Below are 19676 nucleotides of genomic sequence, written 5' to 3'. Positions count from 1 at the left end.
TGGGCGGGTGGACGATCGGCCGATCCTGCGATCACTGGGCATCACCTTGGAGGCCTGGCGCGCACTGATGGACCGGCTCACGGCGGCCGACCTCGTGCTCGCCACCCCGAACCCGGGCTGGGACGTCGCCGACGTCATCGGTCACTCGATCGCGGTCACGAGGAAGTTCGCCGCGTTCGCCGCCGGAGCGACCGACCGGCCGCGCACGCCGGAGCACGGCCTCATCGGGGACGATCACCGCACGGCCTTCGACGATGCCGCCGCCGAGGCCCTCGCCGCCTGGCGCGGCGCCGATCCGCGCCGGCAGTGCCATCTGCCCACCTTCCCCGCCGAGCTCGCCGCCGGGATCAACCTGATCGATCTGCTGGCCCACGGCTGGGACATCCGGCAGGCCACCGGCGCGGCCTTCCACTGCCCGGACGAGGTCTGGAGCGCCGGGCTGGACGCCGCCAGGCGCACCGTCGGCGAGCACCGTTCCCCCGAGCACTACGCACCGGAGCTGCCCGTCGAGCCGGACGCGTCAGCGGAGACCCGATTCCTGCGCTACCTCGGCCGACAGGCCGTGCATGTTTGGTGAGCCTTACCTTATAGTCGAGCGGTGCATCCTGCTGAGATCCGGACGGTGACGACCGAGGCCGAGCTGCGCGAGATCGTCCCCGATCCGCCGCGGCCCATCTGGGACAAGGACATCGGCCGGATCGACGAGCACGCGCGCACGATCATCGCGCACTCGCCGTTCGTGCTGCTGGCGACCTCGGACGGGGAGGGGGCCTGCGACGTCTCGCCGCGCGGCGACCCCGCCGGCTCGGTGTTGGTGCTGGACGCGCACCGGCTGGCGCTCGCCGACCGTCCCGGCAACCACCGCGCCGACAGCTTCCGGAACGTGCTGCGCAACCCGCGGGTCGGGCTGCTGTTCCTCGTGCCGGGGATGAACGAGACGCTGCGGGTGAACGGGCGGGCGACGCTCGTGTCGGACGCGCCGTTCTTCGACGACATGGTGGTCCAGGGCAAGCGGCCGCGCCTCGCTCTGCTCATCGACGTCGAAGAGCTGTACATGCACTGCGCGAAGGCGTTCCTGCGCTCGGCCCTGTGGGATCCCGGCACGTGGCCGGACCGCAAGAGCCTCCCCACGCTCGGCCGCATCGCCAAGGACCACATGGGACTCAAGGACCTGTCCGCCGAGCAGATCGACGCGGACCTCGCCGTGGACGCCGCGACGAACCGGTACTGAACCCGCCGCGCCGCCCCCGGCCGCGATCCTCACCACGGCGGTGATTACCGCCCGGTACGGCGTCGAGAAGAATGGGATCCGCGGGTGGCGGCGGTCCGCCGCACGACGTCTCCAGGAGGCACCGATGTTCGGCTTCAAGCTCCTCCCCACCCTCGCGGCCGTGGTGCTCGGCGCGGGCATCGCCACGGGGAACGGGCGGGCCGCGCTCATCGCCGCTCTGGCACTCCTCGCGCTCCAGTGGGTGATCGGGAAGGTTCGCTCGTAGCCGGCGGCTTGGACCGTGCCAGCCAGAGGCCGGTGAACACGGCACCGGCCAGCGTGACGGCGCCGGCCGCGAGGAAGGCGCTGTCGAGCCCGCTCTCGAAGGACGCGCCGCCCGCCTGGCGGGTACGGACGACGGCGCCGAGCACCGCGACGCCGAGGACCGCGCCGATCTGGCGGGTGGTGCTGCTGATGCCGGAGGCGAGGCCGCCCTCCTGCGGGCTGACCGCCTGGATGGCGGCGCCCGTCAGCGGCGACATCGTCAGCGCGAAGCCGGTGCCGACGACCGCCAGCCGCCACCACACGTTCCCGTATCCGGTGCCGGCGTGTACGAGACCCAGCGTCAGCAGCCCGGCCCCGGCGAGGGCCAGGCCTATGGTGACCACGATCCGGAAGCCGTACCGGGCGGCGAACCGGCCCGCGAACGGGCTGACGACCACCATGGCGAGGGACGCGGGCAGGGTCTGCAGGCCGGCGCGCAGGACCGAGCTGCCCTGGACGTACACGAAGAACTGGGAGAAGAAGAAGGACGAGCCCATCAGCGCGAAACCCACCACGATCATCGCCGTGTTCGACACGGTGAACAGCCGCTGCCGGAACAGGCGCAGCGGCAGCATCGGGGCGGGCACGCGGGCCTCCACGACGGCGAAGGCGGCGAGGACGACCACCGCGGCGGCGAAGCTGACCAGGATCACCGGCGACGTCCAGCCGCGGGAGCCGCCCTCGATCAGCCCGTAGGTCAGCGCCCCCACGCCCAGGACGGAAAGGACCGTCCCGGGGACGTCGATCGCCGGGGCCCCGGGGTTGCGGGACTCGTGCAGGACGCGGATCCCGGCCAGCAGCAGCACGGCGCCGATGGGTCCGTTGACCAGGAAGATGGCGGGCCAGCCGAACGCGTCCGCGAGGATCCCGCCGGCCAGCGGTCCGGCGGCCAGGCCGATCCCGCTGAAGCCGGCCCACAGCCCGATGGCCTTGACGCGGTCCTGCGGGACGGGGTGGGCGGCGGCGATCAGGGCCAGCGAGGCGGGGCTCAGCGCCGCGGCCCCGACGCCCTGGGCCACCCGGCCGGCGATCAGCCAGCCGATCGACGGGGCGGCGGCGCACAGCACGGACGCGACGGTGAACACCGCGACGCCGGCCAGGAACACGCGCCTGCGCCCGAAGCGGTCGGCGAAGACGCCGCCGGACAGCAGGAGCATGGCGACGAGCAGCACGTAGGCGTCGACGATCCATTGCAGGCCGCTCATATGGGTGTGCAGCCGCTGCTGCATGTCGGGCAGCGCCGCGCCGACGATCGTGCTGTCCAGCAGGACCATGAACTGCCCCAGGCAGGTCACGGCGAGCAGGACCGCACGGTTCGTCGGGGCGGCGGTTCCGGGTGATCCGGGGGCGCCTTCGGCTGCGCTCAACACGGGCTCCTCTCACGACGCGGGGGACAATACTTCGATAATGCCGAAGTATCGAAGTGTTGTCCAAACGAGGATCCCGGATCATCGAAGCGTCGGGGTATCGTCGGGGCATGCGACCGCTGCCCGAGCCCGCGCGCGAGTCCCTGGCGCTCGCGCCCGTCCTGCACGCCCTCGGCGATCCGGTGCGCCTGGAGCTGGTGCGGCGCGCCTGGGCGCGGCCCGGCTCGACCTGCTCCGCGCTCGCCGACGGCCTGGACGTGCCGCTGTCGACGCTGTCCAACCACTGGCGGATCCTGCGCGAGGCCGGGCTGATCAGCATGGCCGTCGACGGCCGGAACCGGCGGGTCCGGCCGCGCGCCGGCGATCTGGGCGACCGCTTCCCGGGACTGCTCGAGCCGATCCTGCGCCTGGGCGCCGCCGAAACGCAGGACGACGGCCCGTCGTAGCCGCGCTGCGCGGACGCCCTCATCGCCCTGCTCGATATCGGGGACACCATGTCCGGTGCGAGCGAGCTGCGCGCGCGTTCCTACGAGTTGCTCGACGTCGCGCCGGGCGTCGCGGTGGTCGACGTCGGCTGCGGCCCCGGTCGCGCCGTCGCGGAGATGACCGAGCGGGGCGCGCGGGCGGTCGGCGTCGACATCGACGAGCGGATGGTCGCCGCGGCCGGCGAGCGGTGGCCCGCCGCGGGCTTCCGCGTGGCGAACGCCTACGAGCTGCCCTTCGCCGACGGCGAGCTGCGCGGCTACCGGGCCTTCGTCATCGACGCCGCCGACGCCGCGCTCAGCCGCGCCATCGTGCACGCCCGCGCCGACCTGGGGCCGCCGAGGCTGGCTGTTCCTCGCGCTCCCGATGTTCGTCACCGCGGCGACCCGCAGGTGACAGCGGGTGCGCAGGCGCCACCGGTCACCGAGCGGCCAGCCGACCGTTCGTCACGGTCAGTGCGGCTTGGACGCCCTGCGGGCCGCAACCCGGGCCGTCCGCACGGGTGGCCTTCGGCGTGACGAGGAGTTCCTGGTCGACGAACGCGCGGCGGTCGCGGTCGCGCAGGGTGAGCGTGACCTGGACGGGTGATTCGGGCAGATCCGTGATGGCGGCGAATCCGTGCTGACCGCCGTCGGGTGAGGCGGACGCCTCGCAGACGGAGCCGGGCCCGTCGACGTCGCATCCCAGCGGGACGGTCGTCGATGATGGGCGGAAGCCGAGTTCTTTCGTCCTGCACGTTCCGTCCCAGCACACGCGCAGCGACGCGGACGCGACACGGGAGGCGTCCGGAGCGGCGACGTCGACGCTGATGCCCGTCGGCGAGAAGACCAGAGCGCACACGTGGTCCTCAGAGCCGCAGGCGGTGAGGACGAGCAGCGCGGCGGCCAGCGCCACGGAGGAGGTCGTTTTCACGCTCGGCTCCCAGTTCGCTGCAGGGGGACCGGTCAGGGGGCGAGGAACTCGCCGTCGGTGGCCCGGGAAGGGCCTGTCGGCATGGGAACAGGCTCCCACGCCGGAGGCGTGCAATGGGACCCGGTGCGCGCCGGGGCGGGATGTTTGCCGGGTGCGGGGGCGGGGAGCGCAGCACGAGAGGACGAAACGGACGATCGGAAAGGTCGCGGGATGGCCGGCTTGCTGCGAGGAGCGCTGCGGGGCGCCGCCGCCGGTGCGGCGGGCACGACCGCGCTCAACGGCGTCACCTATCTGGACATGGCCCTGCGCGGGCGGCCGGGAAGCGACACGCCCGAGGAGACGGTCCGCGCGCTGTCCGACAAGACCGGCATCCCGGTGCCCGGCGAGGGCGAGCAGCACGACAACCGCATCTCCGGTCTCGGTCCGCTGACCGGGCTCGCGGCCGGCGTCGGCACCGGAGTGCTGCTGGGGATCGTCTCCGGCGCCGGCTGGCGGCCGGGGCGCGCCGTCACCGCCGTGCTGGCCACCGCCGGGGCCATGGTCGGCAGCAGCGGCCCGATGACCGCGCTGGGCGTCACCGATCCGCGTACTTGGCCGGTGTCGTCCTGGATCAGCGACCTGGTCCCGCACGCCGCCTACGGCGCGGTCACCGCCGCGGTCCTGTACGGCCTCGACCACTGACGCGCATTCGAGCGGGGCAGGCCGCTCGGGCCGGAACCGGGAAGGGCCCCGCCATGGGATCGACCGCGATCGGGCAGGAGCCGGGGCTGACGGTCGGCGTGGAGGAGGAGTTCCTGCTGGCCGACGCCGTGACCGGGGAGACCACGGCAAGGGCCGGCGCCGTCCTCGCGCGCACGCGGCACCTTCCCCCGCGCTCCGGTGCGCAGTTCCACGCCGAACTCCTCGGCACGCAGGTGGAGGCGGCGTCCGCGGTGTGCACGGACCTGGCGACGCTGGAGCACCGGCTCGCGGCGGCCCGCGGCGAACTCGCCGAATCCGCCCGGCGCGAGGGCGCGCTGCTGGTCTCCTCGGGGACGGCGCCCCTGCCCGGCCCCGTGCCGCCGACGTCCGAGGGGGAGCGGTTCGCCCGGATCCGCGACCTGTACGCGGGCGTGGTGCGCGACTACGAAGTGTCCGGCTGCCACGTGCACGTCGGCGTCCCCGACCGGGACACCGCGGTCGCCGTCGTCAACCATCTGCGCCCGTGGCTCCCGACCCTTCTGGCGGTGTCGGCCAACTCGCCCTTCGACCGGGGGTCCGACACGGGCTACGCGAGTTGGCGGATGGTCCAGCAGGCCCGCTTCCCCGGCGCCGGGCTGCCGCCCTGGTTCCCGTCCGCCGCGGCCCACGACCGGGAGACGGTCCGGCTCGCCGAATGCGGGGTGGTCGTGGACCCCGCCATGTCGTTCTGGCTGGCGCGGCCCTCGCCGCACCTGCCGACGGTGGAGGTCCGCGCGGCCGACGCCGTGCCGACCGGCGACGAGGCCGTCCTGCAGGCCGCCCTGACCCGCGGGCTGGTGCGGACCGCGCTGGCGGAACTGGCGGCGGGACGGCCCGCGTCGCGCGCGCCGGACGACCAGGTCGGGGCTGCCGCCGTCTGGGCGGCGGCGCGCTACGGCCTGGCGGGCGAGGGCGTCCATCCGATCGAGGAGCGGCGCGTCCCGGCGGCACGGCTGGCCGCCGCGCTGCTCGAGCATGTGGCGTCCGCGCTGGAGGAGACCGGCGACCTCGGCCGGACGCGCGAGCTGCTCGGACGCGTCCTGCGCGCGGGAACGGGCGCCGACCACCAGCGCCGGGCCGCGGCCGGAGGCATGCGCGCGCTCGTCGGGGCGCTCGCCCGGCGAACGTCTCCGGACCCTTCCACCGCGAACGGTGACGCAGCCCACGGCGGCGGCCGAATGGACGGGATCGGAGCGGGTACCGCAGGTCCATCGCCCGAGACGGCCCGCTGATCGACGAGGGAGGGGACATGACGACCGCCGCGACGAGCCCGCCCCGGGCCGGCGAGCGGCCGCCGCTGCCCGCCCCGCGCGGGCCGCTGTCGGAGGCCGTGCTGGCCGCGCTCGCCCGCCTCGGGCCCGCGGACCCGGCACCGATGCTCGACGCCGCCGCGTCCTCCCGGGAGGACGCCGATCCGTTCGGCGACGATCTGCACCTGGCCCTGTACGTCTGCTACGAGCTGCACTACCGCGGTTTCGGCGGTGTGGACGACGGCTGGGAATGGGCGCCCGGGCTCCTCGCGTTCCGCGGCGAGCTGGAGCGCCGCTTCCTGACGGCCCTCCGCGCGGAGACCGGACCCGGCGACGATGTGGACGGCGTCCTGACCGAGGTGCTCGCCGAGCCGGCCGACGCGTACGGCGTCTCCCACTACCTGCGCGAGGAGGGGGAGTGGTGGCACATGCGCGAACACGCCGTCCACCGCTCCGCCTACCACCTCAAGGAAGCCGACCCGCACGCCTGGCTGATCCCCCGCCTGCGCGGGCAGGCGAAGGCCGCGCTGGTCGCGGTGGAGTTCGACGAGTTCGGCGGCGGCCGCGGCGAGGCCATGCACGCCCGGCTGTTCGCCGACCTCATGGAGGACCTCGGCCTGGATCCGTCCTACGGCCGGTACCTGGACCTGGTTCCGGGGCGGATGCTCGCGATCGTCAACATGATGTCGCTGTTCGGTCTGCACCGCGCGCTGCGCGGCGCGATGGCCGGGCACTTCGCCGCCGCCGAGATCACCACGGCGCCCGCGGCGCGCCGGATGGCCGCCGCGCTGGAGCGCCTCGGCGCGAGCCCGCGCTGCGTGCGCTTCCACACCGAGCACATCGAGGCCGACGCCGTGCACGAGCAGGTGCTCCGGCACGACGTCCTCGGCGACCTGCTGGCCCGGGAGCCCGCCCTCGCGTGCGACGTGGTGTTCGGCGTCCGCGCCACCGGGTTCCTGGAGGACCGGTTCGGCGAGCACCTGCTCGCGTCGTGGCGGGAAGGCCGCACCTCGCTCCGCCAGGCGCTCCCGACCGGAACGGGCTAGTCGCCGGCGGGCCTGCGGCGGGGCTTGCGGCGATGGCTGGTGTCGCAGAACGGGTAGCGCCGGCTCCGGCGGCACACGCACAGCGCGACCATGAACCGGTCGGACGACACGGTCGTGCCGTCCGGCAGCTCGATCTCCACGGGTCCCTCCACCAGCACGGGCCCGTCCGCGTCCAGCCGGACCCGGCGGGGGGCGGGACGGTCAGTTCCGGTCGGCACGGACCACCACCAGTTCCTCGGACGCGTCACCGGGCTCGGTGAGCCCGGCGGCCTCCAGGTCGGCGGCCCGGGCCCGCAGCACCGGGCCGTACGGCTGCGTGCGCCGCGCCGCGACCGACGCCGACATCCCCTGGGCCCGCAGCGCGTCCAGCGTCGCCTGGACGCCGGAGACGGCCGACTGCACGATCAGCAGCGTGCCGCCGCGGCGGAGCCGGCCGGGCGCCCGCTCGCAGATCCGGTCGAGCAGCGCCCGGCCGTCCGGGCCGCCGTTCCACCAGCGGGCGGCGCGGCCCGGGGGCGCGGACCCGCTCGGCACGTACGGGGGGTTCGTCACGATGACGTCGAACGCCTGGCCGGCCACCGGGCCGAACAGATCGCCCCGCAGGACCCTGACCGGCAGCCGGTTCAGCCGGGCGTTGGCCCGGGCGGCCAGCACGGCCCGCGCGGACAGGTCCACCGCCGTGACCCGGCCCGCCCCGGCCCGTGCCGCGGCGAGCGCGAGCGCGCCGGTGCCGGTGCACACGTCCAGCACGCGGGCGCCCTTCAGCAGCGGAGCCTTGCGCAGGACCTCCGCCAGCAGGAAGGTGTCGCCTTGGGGCGCGTACACCCCTGGCGGCTTCATCAGCCTCATCCCTCCCGGCTACCCCGCACCTCGCCGCCAAACATGGCCGGGCGCCCGGGGCCGCCGGGACCGCGGCCTGCCGCGCAGGCGCTGGACGGGGCGGCGGCCTCCGGCCACGCCGCGCCGGGGGCGTGGCCGGAGGAGCCCGGTCAGTAGTTGGGGTTGTTGGTCGTCGGGATCTGGATGCTGATCGGGTAGTTGGCGCCGGACAGCACGAGCAGGACGCCCTGCCGGATGATCTCGTCGAACACCCAGTAGAACTCCCGCAGCTCCTTGGGCGCCTTCGTGATGTCGAGGATGCCCTCGCGGACGGCGACGAACGGCGGCCAGAGGTTCTCGAAGACCGGGTCCCACACCGGCTCCTTCGGGATCTTCAGCCAGGTCGCGATCTCGTCGCCGAGCACGTAGCGGGTGAGCGCGCCGAGGATGTGCTTGGTGAGGATGCCGCCGTCGATGAAGGCGGCGAGGTTCAGCAGGATGTCGGCGAGCTTGATGCCCTCGGGGGTGGGCGCCAGGATCGGGTCGAGGACCTGGGCGGCCTGCGCGTTCGCCTCGTCCCACGACTTCGGGATGTACTCGTCCTTGATGCCGAGCATGTGCGCGGCGAGCTGCCAGGAGTGCAGGAACGCCGCGGACTCGTCGTCGGGGACCGCCACCTTCCACTTGGCGAACTGCTTCATGACCGTCGTCGGCAGGCTGTGCCAGGTGACCATCATGTCGGCCTGGCTGATCGGGATCTTCTCGTCGGCGACCTTGGTCCAGTACGCGGACTTCGGCAGCAGGTTGCGCACGCCCGCGTGGGCCAGCCGCGTCTTGACGCAGGTCACGATCATCTCGCCGTCGGGCTGGAATGCCTGCTCGGTGCCGATGTCGTAGCCGAGCTTGGCGGTCTTGGTGATGCGGTCGCGCATGTCCGCGCCGCCCTTGGAGTAGTAGACCGCGCGCGCCTCGTGCGGGATGGCCGTGCTCATCATCCCGCTGGCGAAGCCGTAGGTGACGCCGAGGTACAGCCCGCGCTTCTGGTTGAACTCGAACGCCTTGGCGAGCTTGGCCTGGTCGGTCCACGCGGGCAGCTGCCGGGCACGTTCCACGAAGTCGCGCAGGTCGGCGGGGAGGCCCGCCGGCAGCGCCTGGCTGTTCTTGGTCCAGGTCTTCAGCAGCTCGTTCACCTTGGGCACGTCGCCGCGTTTGAGCAGCGCGGCGACCAGCGAGTCGGCCTCCTCGTCCCACACCCACTTGGGGTCGGCGCCCTCGCCGCGGCCGACGACCGAGCCTTCGGGCGACCACGTCCACAGTGCGTTCGCTCGCGCGGGCGTCGCGACGGTCAGCGCGCCGAGCGCGCCGAGCGTTCCGCCGGCCATCAGCACGCTGCGCCTGCTGGGTTTCTCCATGCCTTCGCTCCTCCTCGGGGGCCAGAGCACCTTCCTGATACGCGGGGTGACGCATCGTCGCGGCCCGCCTGAAGCACGCGGGAAGCCGGCGGCCCGCCGCGGCGGCGCGCGAAGCGCGGTTCGGGCGCCCGCCGCGGCAAGGGACACACTCCGGTTTCCAGTGAGCCACCCGGAACACTAGACCGTTATTGGCGTTCCGCCAATAGTTGCTGACGATCTGGCCGTGATGCGTGGAGATCGGCGGGCCGCGGTCCCGTGCCGGACGCTCTACTGACGCTCTGATAGTCACTATTGGCGTAGCGCCAATTAGTGCTCTAGGGTATCCGTGCCCGACGACGACCGAGGAGGTGATCGGCGTGGCCGTCGCCTACCTGCCCGGCCGTGTCCACGGGCTGCTCAGCGAGGTCGGCGAGCTGTTCGTCATCGCGCTGGAGGGGCTGCGGCGCACCTGGGACGTGCGCCGCTGGTTCTGGGAGTTCGCCGAGCAGGCGTGGTTCCTCGCGCGGGTGACGAGCCTGCCGGTGATCCTCGTGTCGCTGCCCCTGGGCGCGACCGTGGCGCTGCAGGTGGGGCAGCTGGCCGCCCAGCTCGGCGCGCAGTCGGCGACCGGGGGAGCGGTCGTCGTGGGGCTCGTGCGCGAGGTCGCGCCGATCGCCGCCGCGCTGATCATCGCGGGCGCGGGCGGGTCGGCGATGACCGCCGACATGGGCGCCCGCCGGATCCGCGACGAGCTCGCGGCCATGGAGACCATGGCGGTCAACCCGGTGCACCGGCTCGTCACGCCGCGGCTGTGGGCGTCCAGCCTCGTCTCGACGCTGCTGGCCTCGCTCGTCATCGTCTCCGGCGCCGCCGGCGGCTTCGTATTCAACGTCCTGCTGCAGGACGTCACGCCGGGCGCCTACTTCGACGGCGCGGTGTCGCTGCTGCAGGTGTCCGACCTGGCCGTGACCCTGCTGAAGGCGTGGCTGTTCGGGCTGGTCGCCGCGGTCGTGGCCTGCTACATGGGGATGAACTGCGCGCAGAGCCCGGTCGGCGTGGGCCGTGCCGTGAACCGGGCGATCGTGGTCGCCTTCATGCTGGTGTTCGCCCTCAACTACGTGATCACGACGGTGTACTTCGTCGCGTTCCCGCCCAAGATCTGATGGCGGGCTCGATCTCCGCCGGGCGGGCCGGCCGGAGCGGTGTGCGCGCGGCGGGACGGTTCGCGGCGCGGACCGGCGACCTCGCGCAGTGGCCGGTGTTCGTCTACCGGGTCCTGCTGTACTCGGCTCGCGACCTGGTCTGGCACCGCAAGTACGCGCGGACGGTGGCCCGGCACGTCAGCGACGTGGTCGTCGGCGCGGGCGCGACCGTGGTCGGCGGCGGCATGATCTTCGTGATCTTCACGATGGCGTTCTTCGTCGGCACCGAGGTGGGCCTGCAGGGCTACACCGGGCTGGAGTCGATCGGCGCGCAGTCGTTCATGGGGCTGGTCGGGTCGTTCGCCAACGTCCGCGAGATCACCCCGGTGATCGCGGCGACGGCGCTCGCCGCGCAGTGCGGGTCGGCGTTCACCGCCGAGCTCGGCGCGATGCGGATCTCCGAGGAGATCGACGCGCTGGAGGTCATGGGCATCGGGTCGTTCGCCTACCTGGTGTGCACGCGGGTCGTGGCCGCGCTGATCGCGCTCGTCCCGCTGTACCTGATCGCGCTGTTCGCGAGCTTCTTCGCGACCCGGCTGATCAGCACGGAGTTCTTCGACCTGGCGCCCGGCGTCTACGACTACTACTTCCGGCTGTACCTGCCGACGATCGACCTGGTCTACAGCTCCGTCAAGGTGGCGATGTTCGCGTTCGCCGTCATCACCATCCACTGCTTCTACGGCTACTACGCCACCGGCGGGCCGGCCGGGGTCGGGCGCGCGGCGGGCCGGGCGATCCGGCTGTCGATCGTGACGATCGTGACGCTGAACCTGCTGCTGTCGTACGTGTTCTGGGGCAACGGCGCGACGGTGAGGCTGAGCGGATGATCGACGAGGAGCTCTCCCTGCCCCGCCGGCTGCTGATCACGGCGCTGACGCTGGCCGCGGTCGCGCTGCTGCTGTGGGTGCTGGTCGCCAAGCCGTTCCAGGGCGGCGGGACGGTGCTGACCGCCGAGTTCGGCCGCGCCGGGCAGGGGCTCGGCAAGGGCGCCCCGGTGAAGGTCCGCGGCGTCCAGGTCGGCTCGGTGCAGCGGGTGCGGCTGGGCGAGGACGGCAAGGCGCGGCTGACGCTGCGGCTCCGCTCGGGGACGCGCGTCCCGGACACGGTCACCGCGTCGATCGAGCCGGCCTCCGCGTTCGGCCCGAAGTTCGTGGACCTGGTCCCGGGCGCGCACGAGGGCGCCGGCCCCTATCTCGCCTCGGGCGCGAGGATCGCGCGCACCTCCGATCCGCAGGACCTGTCGGACCTGCTCGCGGACGCCGACCGGCAGCTCGGCGCGATCGCACCCGAGGACGTCTACACGATCGTCCACACCACCGCGCAGGGGCTGGACGGGCAGGGCGCGAAGCTGGCCGCCACCATCGACCAGACCGGCGTCCTGCTGAACGTCGCCTACAAGCACCGCGAGGACGCCCGCCGGTTCATCTCCGACGGCGCGGCGCTGAGCGGCGCGCTGTCCGGCTCGGGAGACGAGATCACAGGGATCAGCGCGGACGCCAACGCGCTCATCACCGCCGCGGCGAGCGGCCGCAAGGGACGGCTCGGCGACTTCGCCGACCGGCTCTCCGCCCTGTCGGTGCTGGTCGCCCACGGCTTCGACAAGCGCGGCGGGCAGCTCGGCGAGGCGTTCCGCAGCGGCGAGCGCGCCGCCGCGGTCATCTACTCCCAGCTCGGCCTGCTCGGGGACGCGGTCCGCACCGGCAACCGCCTGCTCCCGCTCTACCAGGAACTGGCCACGACACCGGGACCGGGCGGCAAGCACTACCTGGCGTCCGAGGCGTACCTGCCGAGCGATCCGTGCGCGCTGATCCTCGGCCTGTGCGGTCCGGGCACGGGCGCGAAGGGAGGCCGGTGACATGGCCCGCCTCGGTGCGGCCCGCCCCTGGAGGGCGCGGCTGAGCGAGCAGGCGCGGGCGCGCGCCGGCGTCATCGTCCGGCTGACCGCGTTCCTGCTGGTGACCGGGTTCCTCACGCTGTTCATCGGCATGCAGATCGCGCGCGTGGGGCTCGGCGGCGGCTGGCACCTGTCGGCGACCTTCGACGACGCGAGCGGCCTGTCGAAGGGCGACCAGGTCAAGATCGCCGGCGCGCCGGTCGGCCGCGTCGACGGGGTGCGGGTCGTGGACGGCCGCGCCCGGGTCGACATGACCGTCCGCGACTCGGTGCGGGTGCCGTCCGACAGCGAGGCCGCGATCCGGTGGCGGGACGCGATGGGACGCCGCGTCGTCTACCTCATCCCCGGCACGAGCCCGGCGAGGATGCGCTCCGGCGCCCACATCGCCCGCACCCGGTCCGTCGTCGACGGCAGCGCGCTGCTGGACGGGCTCGCACCGCTCACCAAGAGCCTCGACCCGAAGCAGGTGAACACGGTGCTCACCTCGCTCGCACAGGCCCTGGACGGCAACGCCGGCGGCATCGACCGGCTGGTCGGCAACGTCGACCGGCTGTCGTCCACGATCGCCGAGCGCCGCGGCACCCTCAAGCAGATGCTGTCGGACTACGCGACCGTCACCGAGCTCATCGCCCGCCGCGACAAGCAGATCAGCGCGGCCACCGACGACCTGGTCAGCCTCAGCGGCGCGTTCCCCGACGACCGGCGGCTGATCGACGACACGATCGTGCAGCTCGCCGCGCTGGCCCGCACGTCCGACGCCGTCCTCGCGGGCAACGGCGACCGGCTCGCCGACGTCATCGCGAAGCTCTCCGCCTTCACCGCCGGCGTGCACCGCAACGACGAGACCGTCGCGAACGTGCTCGGGTCGGCGACGCCGAAGCTTCAGCACATCTTCTCCGCCGTCGACAACGGCCGCTACATCGAGGTGGCCGTCCCCTGCCTCAGCCTCGCCGCCCCGCCGTGCCCGTACCCGACGCGGCTCCCCGGCCCGAGGGAGAGCGGGAAGCCGATCGACTCGGCGGGCGCCCTGGAGAACCTCATGGTCGGAGGCGGCACATGGCACTGAAGTCCTTCCGCGACCGCAACAAGATCGTCGTCGGGCTGGTGTCGGCGACGGCCCTGGTCCTGCTCCTCGTGTCGGTGTTCCTGGTCGGGACGAAGGGCCTGCTCCGGGACCGCTACACCGTCACCGGCGTGTTCGCCGACACCGGCGGACTGTCCTCCGGCGACGACGTCCGGGTGGCCGGGGTCCGCGTCGGCGAGGTCACCGGCGTCCGCCCGGACTTCCGGCGCGGCCAGGTTCTCGTCACCTGGAAGGTCGACTCCGGCGTGGACCTCGGGCCGTCCACCAGCGCGCAGATCGAGGTGGCGAACATCCTCGGCGGCCGGTACCTGCGGCTGTCCGGCGCCGTCACCACCCCGCACCTGGCCGACCTGCCGCCCGCGAAGCGGCGCATCCCGCTCGACCGGACGCAGGTGCCGACCACGGTCAACGACGTCCTCAACACCTCCACGCGGACGGTCGCGCGGCTCGACACCCGCTCCATCAACACGATCGTCTCGGAGCTGCAGGGCGTCGACGCCGAGCACCGCGGACGCCTGTCCCGCACCCTGGTCAACCTGTCGAAGCTCGCCGAGACGGTCGACGGCTCCAGCCCGCAGATCAAGCGGATGCTCGCCGGCGGCGACCGCATCCTGGCCCTCGCGCACGCCAAGGACCAGCAGCTCGACCGGCTGCTCGGCAACATCCAGGCGATGTTGGACGAACTACAGCGGCGCAAGGCGGAGCTGGCGGCGTTCCTCGGCGGCGGCAGCCGCACCGTGGCGACCCTCACCAAGCTCATCGACGACCACCAGGCGCAACTGGTGGCGGTCATGTCCGACCTGCGCGGCACGCTCGGCACGCTCCGCCCGCAGACCGGCGCGTTCAACGACCTGCTCGCCTGGGCGGGCCCCACGCTCAGCGGCCTCGCCGGAACCGGCGGCTACGGGCCGTGGCTGGAGGTCGTCGCGACCGGGCTCGGCCCGCTGTCCCCGCAGGACCTCGCGCAGCTCGCCCGCCTCGCCCCCCAGGGAGAACGATGATGCGACGCCTCGTCCCGGCGCTCGCGGCACTGGTGCTGGCCGCGACCACGGGCGGATGCACGGTGACCGGAGATGGCGGCACCTACAAGCTGACCGTCTACTTCGCCAAGACGCCGTCGCTGTACGAGCGATCCCGCGTGAAGGTCATGGGCGCCGACTCCGGCACGATCACCTCCATCAAGGACGAGCAGACGCGCGTCCGCGTGGACCTCGCCGTCAAGCGGTCGGTGCCGGTGCCCGACGGCGTGCACGCCGCCATCGCCTCCGACAACGCGCTCGGCGAGCGGTACGTGCTGCTCCACCCGGTCTGGAAGCCCGGCATGCGCAGGGCCGCGCCCGGCGCCGTCATCCCGCAGTCGCGCACCGAGCTGCCCGTCGAGATCGACGAGGCGCTCGACGCGTTCGCCAAGCTGAACCGCTCCATCGACCCGAAGCAGCTCGGCTCGGCCCTGCACCGCGGCGCGGACGGCCTGCGCGGCCACGGCGGCGACATCAACGTCGCGCTGGGCGCCACGTCCCGGCTGACCGGCGACCTCGCCGCCCAGGACCGGCAGATCGTGTCTCTGGCGAGGAACCTCCGGGCGGTCGCGGCGAGCCTCAACGGGCGCGACGAGCAGCTGTCGCAGCTCATCGCCTCGTTCTCGACCACCAGCGGCACGCTTTCCGCGGAACGGACGAAACTGCGCGACTTCGTCGCCGGACTCGCCGCCGCCATCCGCAAGAGCGACGTCCTCATCACCGACTACCGCGAGACGCTGCCGAGCACCGTCGCGGACCTGTCCAACATCGTCCTCACGCTCAAGGGCAACGCGCGGGGGCTCAACCAGGCCATCCAGGGCCTCGGGCGGTTCGCCGACGTCGCGGTGAAGGCGTGGAACCGCAAGCAGCACGTCGCCACCATCCGCGTGCTCGTCCACGCCACCCTCCGCACCTGGCTCCAGCCGCTGTTCACCGCGATGGGCTGGGGCACGGTGCCCTGCGTCCCGGACAACCCGGCGCTCGGCAACTGCGTGCCGAACGGAAAGGCGGGCAAATGAGACGCCACGCCGTGGCCTGCTGCGCCCTGGCCGCCGCGCTGACCGCCGGTGCGGGCGGATGCTCGCTCCAGACGGTCGGGGCGCCGCGCGGGGACATGACCCTCTCGGCGACGTTCGACGACGTGCAGAGCCTCGTCGTCGGCCACAGCGTCCAGGTCTCGGACGTGCGGGTCGGCACCGTGACCGCGATCGGGCTGTCCGGCTACCGCGCCAAGGTGACCATGTCGCTGAAGAGTGACCGGCGCGTCCCGGCCGGCACCACCGCCACGATCGCCAAGTCGTCGCTGCTCGGCGAGAACTACGTCCGGCTGGACCTCCCGCCCGGACGCGACATGCGCACCGGGCCGTTCCTGCGCAGCGGCGCCGCGATCGTCCAGACCTCCGTCCAGCCCGACCTGGAGCAGGTCAGCGAGAAGGTCGGGCCGCTGATCGCCGCGCTCGGCGGGCAGGACCTCGCGACCATCGCCGACGAGTCCGCGACCGCGCTCGACGGCAAGGGCCGCGAGCTCAACACGCTGATCAAGCGGGCCGCCGACGTCACCGACGGCTACGCCGCCGCCAGCGCCGACCTCGGCCGCGCCCTGGACTCGCTCGGCAGGCTCGGCGACTCCCTGGCGAAGGGCAGGAGCGACCTCGGCCGGCTCCCCGGCAACGTCGCCCTCGCCACCCGGCGGCTCCAGGACGAGCGCCACCGCATCAAGGTCTCCATCCAGCGGCTCGAGCAGCTCGCCCGCTCGGTCAACGCGAAGGTGCAGCAGCGGCACGCCAAGCGGCTGGCCGTCCTGCTGGGACGCGCCGACCAGCTGCTCGCCGCGGCGCTGCATGGCCGCGACGACCTGAAGGCGATCGCCGCCAACGTGCTGACGTTCCTGCGCGGCCCGTCGGTCTCCTCCAGCGGCCAGGCCCTGCTGTTCATCTGGATCAAGGGCTTCCTGCCGTCGTCCGGCACGACGACCGGCATGGCGACCGGCAAGGCGACCGGCAAGGCGCCCGCCGCGGCCCGCCCGCAGGCGCGGTCGCTGACCGGACTCCTCGGACCACGACCATGAGGACACCGCCGTTGAAGCTCCCGCAGGTCAAGCAGCCGCGGATCGTCGTCAACCTGGTCTTCTTCGCGCTGCTCGGCGCGCTCCTCGCGGTCTGGGCCGTCCGCAACATCATCACCGTCGACGCCCTGGAGCGGCCGTTCCCGGTGACCGCCGACTTCGCGTCCTCGCCCGGCCTGCACCGCGACCTGGAGGTCACCCACCTCGGCGTGAAGGTCGGACGCGTCGGCGGTGTGGCACTGCGCGACGGCCACGTCGAGGTCCGCATCGAGATGGACCGCAGCGTCCACGTCCCGGCGGGCGCGGGCGCGCAGGTGCTCCGCAAGTCCGCGATCGGCGAGCCCTACATCGAGCTGACCTCGCCGAAGACGCCGGGCGGGGGATACCTCAAGGCCGGCGACCACATCCCCCTCGCCCGGACGTCCGGCACGACCGACTACAAGCAGCTGTTCACCGGGCTCAGCGACACGCTCAAGGCCGTCGACCCGCGCGACGCGCAGACCCTGTTCCACGAGGCGGCGACCGGCCTCCAGGGCCGCGGCACCGCGCTCCACGACATGATCGGCGACACCGACCGGCTCACCGCCACGCTCGCCGCCGAGGCCCCCACGCTCGACGCCCTCGCCACGCAGCTCACCCAGCTCACGAGCACCCTCACCCGGCACCGCTACCAGCTGGTCTCCGGCGTCAACGACCTCGCCGCGTTCACCGCGACGATGCGGCAGGCCCGGCAGGACCTCGACAGCGTCCTGGCGCGAGGCCCAGGCACCCTCGGCGACCTCGACGCGCTCCTGGAGTCCGCCCGGCCCGGCCTGGACTGCCTGCTGTCGGCGGCCGCCGTCCCGACCGCGCCGGTCTTCGACGCCGCCAACCAGGCGAAGATCAACCACGTCCTGCGGATGGTCCCCACGCTCCAGGCGCTGGTGTCGGACGTCCGGGTCAAGGAAGGCAAGGGCAGCGCGCTGCGCACCACCGCGGTGATCACCGTGGCGGGCCCGCCGCAGGCCGCCGAGTACGCCGCCCCCACGCGCAAGCCCACCGCGCCGGCCCTCGCCCTCTGCCCCGCGACCGCCGGGAAGGGCTCCGCGAAGTCCGGCGGCAGGCCGCCTTCCGGAAGCGGCTCGGCTGCGACGGCTCCCGCGCAGGAGCGGACGCCCGCCGCGCTCGCGACCCGTCCGGTCAGCGCTGCCGGCGACCGCCGCTCCCCGCTGTCGCGCGCACTGCCCCTGCTGCTGCCCGCGCTCGCCGCCGTGGTGGTGCTGGCCGTCGCCGCCAACGTCGTCAGGACGCTCGTGCGCCGCCGATCCGGCTTCCGCCGATGAATGGAGGACCAGTGAAGACCGACACCACCGAGGACATCCGCTCGCCGTCCGCCGAAGAGACCGACACCGAAGAGACCGGCACCGAAGAGACCGGCACCGAAGGGACCGGCACCGAAGGGACCGGCACCGAAGGGACCGGCACCGAAGGGACCGGCACCGAAGAGACCGATGCCGAAGAGACCGATGCCGAAGAGACCGATGCCGAAGAGACCGACACCGAGGAGACGGCGAGCGACGAGGCGAAGGCCGAAGAGACCGAGGCCGACGAGACGGCCGCGCCCGAAGGCCGGGCGGGCCGGCGCGGGCGGATCGCCGGCCTGCTGACCGGGCAGGTCGCCGCCAAGCTCCTCGTCGTCGCGGTCCTGATCGCCTCGATCGTCACCGCGGGCCTGCAGTGGCACCGGGCGGACAAGGCCGACACCCGCGAGGACGTGCGGCGGCAGGTCGGCGACAGCGCGGGCAGGTTCGGGCAGGCGCTGCTCAGCTACGACCACACCCGGCTCCAGGCCGCCCGCAACAGGGTGCTGTCCCTGGCGTCGGACGACTTCGCCAAGACCTACGACCAGGCCTTCACCGGCGGGCTCGAAGGCATCATCACCAAGCTCAAGGCGGACGCGTCCGCGACCGTCCGCACCGTCTACGTCGGCGACGTCGACGGGAGCAACGCCCGCGCCGTCGTCGTGATGGACAGCGAGGTGCACAGCACCGCCGGCACCCGCAGCGTCCTCGGCTCCTACCTCGACATGAAGCTCGCCCGCAGCCACGGGACCTGGAAGGTCACCGAGGTCACCTCGATCGGCGCGGCCAACGAGAGCATGACCGACCCCGACGGGAAGCAGCAGACGACCCCCACGCAGCCGGAGCCGTCGACGTCGCCCGGCGGCTGACACGGCCGCTCGGCGGCCCGGAGGCGACCTCGCCGAGATCGCGGCGGCTCAGTCTCGGCCAGGGCCGCCGCACTCCGCTAGTGGGATTCCTTGTACTGGGCGAGGAGGGCTTCGAGGCTGCTCACCATGAAGGTGTAGTACTCGTGCATCTGGCGGAGCCGTTCGCGCTGGCGTCCGGGCAGGCCGGTGCTGCGCGCGTGCGCGCTCTCGGCCAGCGCGAGCAGTTCGGCCGTCGCGTCCAGCTGGTGCTGGAGGCAGCCGGCCCAGGCGTCGTCGCGCCATTCGTAGACGTAGTGGCGGGAGCCGGGCTGTTTGAACCGCCGGACGGTCCCGTTCTCCACCAGCAGGCGCGTCATCTCCGACATCGACCCCTTGCTGGCGTACAGTGCCGCCTGCAGTTCCGCCATGGTCATGGGGGCCTCGCCGAGCATCAAAACGGCCGCGGTGCGGCCCGCCATCGGGGGCCAGCCCATCGCGCGGCCGATGTGCAGGCCGAAGTCGTCGATCAGGGCGTTCGCGTCGCCGGTGCGATCGTCGCGGGCGAGGCTCGACACGGCCGGAGCTCCCATCGATCAGAAGAAAATGAAAGTTCACTCTTGACTGAACTTTCCTCAAGGAGGCAGTCTACCGCCCAGCAGCGGTCCGGACATCCGCGGATCCGCGCTCCCGCCGAACGCAGGA

22 protein-coding genes are annotated in these 19676 nt (G+C 73.2%); 16 read left to right on the top strand and 6 right to left on the bottom strand.

What is annotated here, in order from left to right:
• Positions 1 to 7 precede the first annotated feature (7 nt).
• Positions 8 to 577: a TIGR03086 family metal-binding protein gene (locus F9B16_RS05515; protein ID WP_151538736.1), complete on the top strand. Its 570-nt coding sequence runs from the start codon at positions 8 to 10 to the stop codon at positions 575 to 577.
• A gap of 21 nt (positions 578 to 598) precedes the next feature.
• Positions 599 to 1231, top strand: a complete 633-nt coding sequence (locus tag F9B16_RS05510) for a pyridoxamine 5'-phosphate oxidase family protein (RefSeq protein ID WP_151538735.1) — start codon at positions 599 to 601, stop codon at positions 1229 to 1231.
• A 206-nt stretch (positions 1232 to 1437) separates the two neighbouring features.
• On the opposite strand, the gene F9B16_RS05505 is transcribed toward F9B16_RS05510, so the two are convergent.
• Positions 1438 to 2901 (bottom strand): MFS transporter, encoded by a 1464-nt coding sequence (locus F9B16_RS05505; RefSeq protein ID WP_225991374.1) that lies wholly within the window; start codon positions 2899 to 2901, stop codon positions 1438 to 1440.
• 110 nt (positions 2902 to 3011) lie between these two features.
• On the opposite strand from F9B16_RS05505, the gene F9B16_RS05500 reads away from it, so the two are divergent.
• Together F9B16_RS05500 and F9B16_RS05495 are read left to right on the top strand one after the other, a co-directional pair.
• Positions 3012 to 3347, top strand: a complete 336-nt coding sequence (locus F9B16_RS05500; RefSeq protein WP_151538734.1) for an ArsR/SmtB family transcription factor — start codon at positions 3012 to 3014, stop codon at positions 3345 to 3347.
• A 48-nt stretch (positions 3348 to 3395) separates the two neighbouring features.
• Positions 3396 to 3902 carry a class I SAM-dependent methyltransferase gene (locus tag F9B16_RS05495; protein ID WP_151538733.1) on the top strand — a complete coding sequence of 169 codons (507 nt, stop codon included), beginning with the start codon at positions 3396 to 3398 and terminating at the stop codon, positions 3900 to 3902.
• Here F9B16_RS05495 and F9B16_RS05490 read toward each other — a convergent pair.
• Complete coding sequence (locus F9B16_RS05490) at positions 3805 to 4296, bottom strand: hypothetical protein (RefSeq protein ID WP_151538732.1); 492 nt, start codon at positions 4294 to 4296, stop codon at positions 3805 to 3807. The genes F9B16_RS05495 and F9B16_RS05490 overlap by 98 nt on opposite strands.
• A gap of 210 nt (positions 4297 to 4506) precedes the next feature.
• Between F9B16_RS05490 and F9B16_RS05485 the strand changes: the two genes are divergently transcribed.
• From F9B16_RS05485 to F9B16_RS05475, 3 genes are read left to right on the top strand one after another with little or no spacing between them, the layout of a single operon-like run.
• Complete coding sequence (locus F9B16_RS05485; protein ID WP_151538731.1) at positions 4507 to 4977, top strand: hypothetical protein; 471 nt, start codon at positions 4507 to 4509, stop codon at positions 4975 to 4977.
• 53 nt (positions 4978 to 5030) lie between these two features.
• A complete protein-coding gene (locus F9B16_RS05480; protein WP_151538730.1) occupies positions 5031 to 6248 on the top strand; it encodes a carboxylate-amine ligase in 1218 nt (405 codons plus the stop codon).
• Positions 6249 to 6265: 17 nt separating this feature from the next.
• Positions 6266 to 7312: an iron-containing redox enzyme family protein gene (locus F9B16_RS05475; RefSeq protein WP_151538729.1), complete on the top strand. Its 1047-nt coding sequence runs from the start codon at positions 6266 to 6268 to the stop codon at positions 7310 to 7312.
• On the opposite strand, the gene F9B16_RS05470 is transcribed toward F9B16_RS05475, so the two are convergent.
• From F9B16_RS05470 to F9B16_RS05460, 3 genes are all read right to left on the bottom strand, one after another.
• Positions 7309 to 7530 (bottom strand): CDGSH iron-sulfur domain-containing protein, encoded by a 222-nt coding sequence (locus F9B16_RS05470; protein ID WP_151538728.1) that lies wholly within the window; start codon positions 7528 to 7530, stop codon positions 7309 to 7311. The genes F9B16_RS05475 and F9B16_RS05470 overlap by 4 nt on opposite strands.
• Positions 7514 to 8152, bottom strand: a complete 639-nt coding sequence (locus F9B16_RS05465; protein WP_225991373.1) for a HemK2/MTQ2 family protein methyltransferase — start codon at positions 8150 to 8152, stop codon at positions 7514 to 7516. Before F9B16_RS05465 ends, F9B16_RS05470 begins: the two co-directional genes overlap by 17 nt.
• A 149-nt stretch (positions 8153 to 8301) precedes the next feature.
• Positions 8302 to 9543 carry an oxygenase MpaB family protein gene (locus tag F9B16_RS05460; protein WP_151538726.1) on the bottom strand — a complete coding sequence of 414 codons (1242 nt, stop codon included), beginning with the start codon at positions 9541 to 9543 and terminating at the stop codon, positions 8302 to 8304.
• Between the two features lie 356 nt (positions 9544 to 9899).
• Here F9B16_RS05460 and F9B16_RS05455 point away from each other — a divergent pair, with 356 nt between their 5' ends.
• From F9B16_RS05455 to F9B16_RS05415, 9 genes are read left to right on the top strand one after another with little or no spacing between them, the layout of a single operon-like run.
• On the top strand, positions 9900 to 10685 hold the full coding sequence (locus F9B16_RS05455) for an MlaE family ABC transporter permease (protein ID WP_151538725.1): 786 nt from the start codon (positions 9900 to 9902) through the stop codon (positions 10683 to 10685).
• Complete coding sequence (locus F9B16_RS05450; RefSeq protein ID WP_151538724.1) at positions 10685 to 11551, top strand: ABC transporter permease; 867 nt, start codon at positions 10685 to 10687, stop codon at positions 11549 to 11551. Before F9B16_RS05455 ends, F9B16_RS05450 begins: the two co-directional genes overlap by 1 nt.
• Positions 11548 to 12579 carry an MlaD family protein gene (locus tag F9B16_RS05445; protein ID WP_151538723.1) on the top strand — a complete coding sequence of 344 codons (1032 nt, stop codon included), beginning with the start codon at positions 11548 to 11550 and terminating at the stop codon, positions 12577 to 12579. The genes F9B16_RS05450 and F9B16_RS05445 overlap by 4 nt, the downstream gene beginning before the upstream one ends.
• Position 12580: 1 nt before the next feature.
• On the top strand, positions 12581 to 13684 hold the full coding sequence (locus F9B16_RS05440; RefSeq protein WP_151538722.1) for an MCE family protein: 1104 nt from the start codon (positions 12581 to 12583) through the stop codon (positions 13682 to 13684).
• Complete coding sequence (locus F9B16_RS05435) at positions 13675 to 14703, top strand: MCE family protein (RefSeq protein ID WP_151538721.1); 1029 nt, start codon at positions 13675 to 13677, stop codon at positions 14701 to 14703. Before F9B16_RS05440 ends, F9B16_RS05435 begins: the two co-directional genes overlap by 10 nt.
• On the top strand, positions 14700 to 15740 hold the full coding sequence (locus F9B16_RS05430) for an MCE family protein (RefSeq protein WP_151538720.1): 1041 nt from the start codon (positions 14700 to 14702) through the stop codon (positions 15738 to 15740). The genes F9B16_RS05435 and F9B16_RS05430 overlap by 4 nt, the downstream gene beginning before the upstream one ends.
• On the top strand, positions 15737 to 16789 hold the full coding sequence (locus F9B16_RS05425) for an MCE family protein (RefSeq protein ID WP_151538719.1): 1053 nt from the start codon (positions 15737 to 15739) through the stop codon (positions 16787 to 16789). Before F9B16_RS05430 ends, F9B16_RS05425 begins: the two co-directional genes overlap by 4 nt.
• 11 nt (positions 16790 to 16800) lie before the next feature.
• The gene (locus F9B16_RS05420) at positions 16801 to 18108 is read left to right on the top strand and encodes an MCE family protein (RefSeq protein WP_192808636.1); all 1308 of its coding nucleotides are present in this window, start codon (positions 16801 to 16803) and stop codon (positions 18106 to 18108) included.
• An 11-nt stretch (positions 18109 to 18119) separates the two neighbouring features.
• Entirely contained in the window at positions 18120 to 18995 is an 876-nt protein-coding gene (locus tag F9B16_RS05415; RefSeq protein WP_151538717.1) for a hypothetical protein, read from the top strand.
• Between the two features lie 77 nt (positions 18996 to 19072).
• Here F9B16_RS05415 and F9B16_RS05410 read toward each other — a convergent pair whose 3' ends face one another.
• Positions 19073 to 19564: a GbsR/MarR family transcriptional regulator gene (locus F9B16_RS05410; RefSeq protein ID WP_151538716.1), complete on the bottom strand. Its 492-nt coding sequence runs from the start codon at positions 19562 to 19564 to the stop codon at positions 19073 to 19075.
• Between the last annotated feature and the right edge of the window lie 112 nt (positions 19565 to 19676).

This window comes from Actinomadura montaniterrae (assembly GCF_008923365.1).
GTDB classification, from domain to species: domain Bacteria; phylum Actinomycetota; class Actinomycetes; order Streptosporangiales; family Streptosporangiaceae; genus Spirillospora; species Spirillospora montaniterrae.
Note: the sequence above shows the minus strand (reverse complement) of the source record. Positions and strands in the feature narration are given on the sequence as shown.

Excerpts from the sequence above, each read along its gene's own strand:
- F9B16_RS05445 (WP_151538723.1), top strand. The coding sequence starts at position 11,548 with ATGATCGACGAGGAGCTCTCCCTGCCCCGCCGGCTGCTGATCACGGCG.
- F9B16_RS05460 (WP_151538726.1), bottom strand. The coding sequence starts at position 9,543 with ATGGAGAAACCCAGCAGGCGCAGCGTGCTGATGGCCGGCGGAACGCTC.
- F9B16_RS05440 (WP_151538722.1), top strand. The coding sequence starts at position 12,581 with ATGGCCCGCCTCGGTGCGGCCCGCCCCTGGAGGGCGCGGCTGAGCGAG.
- F9B16_RS05430 (WP_151538720.1), top strand. The coding sequence starts at position 14,700 with ATGATGCGACGCCTCGTCCCGGCGCTCGCGGCACTGGTGCTGGCCGCG.
- F9B16_RS05425 (WP_151538719.1), top strand. The coding sequence starts at position 15,737 with ATGAGACGCCACGCCGTGGCCTGCTGCGCCCTGGCCGCCGCGCTGACC.
- F9B16_RS05495 (WP_151538733.1), top strand. The coding sequence starts at position 3,396 with ATGTCCGGTGCGAGCGAGCTGCGCGCGCGTTCCTACGAGTTGCTCGAC.
- F9B16_RS05475 (WP_151538729.1), top strand. The coding sequence starts at position 6,266 with ATGACGACCGCCGCGACGAGCCCGCCCCGGGCCGGCGAGCGGCCGCCG.
- F9B16_RS05485 (WP_151538731.1), top strand. The coding sequence starts at position 4,507 with ATGGCCGGCTTGCTGCGAGGAGCGCTGCGGGGCGCCGCCGCCGGTGCG.
- F9B16_RS05465 (WP_225991373.1), bottom strand. The coding sequence starts at position 8,152 with ATGAAGCCGCCAGGGGTGTACGCGCCCCAAGGCGACACCTTCCTGCTG.
- F9B16_RS05500 (WP_151538734.1), top strand. The coding sequence starts at position 3,012 with ATGCGACCGCTGCCCGAGCCCGCGCGCGAGTCCCTGGCGCTCGCGCCC.
- F9B16_RS05410 (WP_151538716.1), bottom strand. The coding sequence starts at position 19,564 with ATGGGAGCTCCGGCCGTGTCGAGCCTCGCCCGCGACGATCGCACCGGC.
- F9B16_RS05450 (WP_151538724.1), top strand. The coding sequence starts at position 10,685 with ATGGCGGGCTCGATCTCCGCCGGGCGGGCCGGCCGGAGCGGTGTGCGC.
- F9B16_RS05480 (WP_151538730.1), top strand. The coding sequence starts at position 5,031 with ATGGGATCGACCGCGATCGGGCAGGAGCCGGGGCTGACGGTCGGCGTG.
- F9B16_RS05435 (WP_151538721.1), top strand. The coding sequence starts at position 13,675 with ATGGCACTGAAGTCCTTCCGCGACCGCAACAAGATCGTCGTCGGGCTG.